2 protein-coding genes are annotated in these 1,243 nt (G+C 71.9%); one reads left to right on the top strand and one right to left on the bottom strand.

Annotation, left to right across the window (positions count from 1 at the left end; translation table 11 throughout):
* The coding region (locus tag ACFQ87_RS46610; protein WP_380617115.1) for a PfkB family carbohydrate kinase at nucleotides 1-577 on the top strand (577 nt) is incomplete at its 5' end.
* A 25-nt stretch (nucleotides 578-602) separates the two neighbouring features.
* Here ACFQ87_RS46610 and ACFQ87_RS46605 read toward each other — a convergent pair.
* On the bottom strand, nucleotides 603-1,243 hold a 641-nt coding region (locus ACFQ87_RS46605; protein WP_380617114.1), incomplete at its 5' end, for an amidohydrolase family protein.

The raw sequence follows: 1,243 nt of genomic DNA, 5'->3' as shown, positions 1-1,243 counted from the left end.
GCCGACCGACCTCACCACCACCCCCGCGGCCGTCCACCTCGGCTCGATCGGCGCGGTCACCGAGCCTGGCGCGGCCTCGGTGCTGGCCTTGGTGGAGCGCTGGCGCGGCCGGGCGCAGATCAGCTACGACCCGAACGTGCGCCCCGCGCTGATGGGTGAGCGGGCGCAGGCCGTGCGGCGGGTCGAACGCTGCGTGGCGCTGAGTGACCTGGTGAAGGCGAGCGACGAGGACCTGGCCTGGCTCTACCCCGGCGAGCCCGCCGAGGCCGTCGCCGAGCGCTGGCTCACCCTCGGCCCCACCGTGGTCGCCGTCACCCTCGGCGCCGAGGGCGCCTTCGCCCTCACTTCCGACGGCGGCCGCGAGCAGGCCCCGGCCGTCCCGGTGACGGTCGCGGACACCGTCGGCGCCGGTGACTCCTTCATGGCCGCCTTCCTGCACACCCGCGCATCCGGCGCCGACCTCGCCGACTGCCTCACCCAGGCCGTCACCGCCGCCGCCCTCACCGTGTCCCGCCCCGGCGCCAACCCGCCCTCGGCCGCCGAACTGGCGGACGCTCTGGGCTGCGGAGGCGACTGACGGACCGGTCCCGTGCGGGCGTGTCCTATGTGGCCGGGCGCTTGGCGCGGGCGGTAAGACGTTCCCAGTTGCGGTGGCCGATGTCGGCCTTCTGGTCGTCGGTGAGGGGTGAGTTCTCCAGGAAGGAGCGGGCTTCGCCGTTGCTGGTGTCGACGTAGGGGAAGCCACCGGGGCGGAAGCCGTAGGTGAACGGGTAGTCGGTGGAGTACAGCATCCGGTCGGTCCCCATGACCTCCGCGGTCCAGCGCAGGTACCGGGGGCTGTTGGTGCCGCTGCCCGCGACCCAGAAGTTCTTCCTCCAGTAGTCGGCGAGAGGCTGCCTCAGGCCGCCCGCCTCGGCGAAGAACCCGACGTGGTCGAGGTAGAACATGGCGATCTCGCCCCAGTGCCCGGCGATGACCTGCAGGCCGGGGAAGCGCTCGAAGACGCCGGAGAAGATCATGCGCAGGTACTGGATGCCGAGGTCGTAGTACCAGCCGATGCCGGCCCCGGCCAGGATCATGCTCATGTTGCCGAGGTCGGAGTAGTAGGCATCGATGACGGGCTGGACCGGCGTCTGCGGGTGGAAGTGCAGTGGCACGCCGAGGCGTTGGGCGGCGGCGTACAACTCGTCGTTGTCGGGGTGGTCGGCCAGCTTGTCGCCGGTGCGGCCGTACAGCATGGCGC

Source organism: Kitasatospora sp. NPDC056531, assembly GCF_042794375.1.
Taxonomy (GTDB): Bacteria; Actinomycetota; Actinomycetes; order Streptomycetales; family Streptomycetaceae; genus Kitasatospora.
Note: the sequence above shows the minus strand (reverse complement) of the source record. Positions and strands in the feature narration are given on the sequence as shown.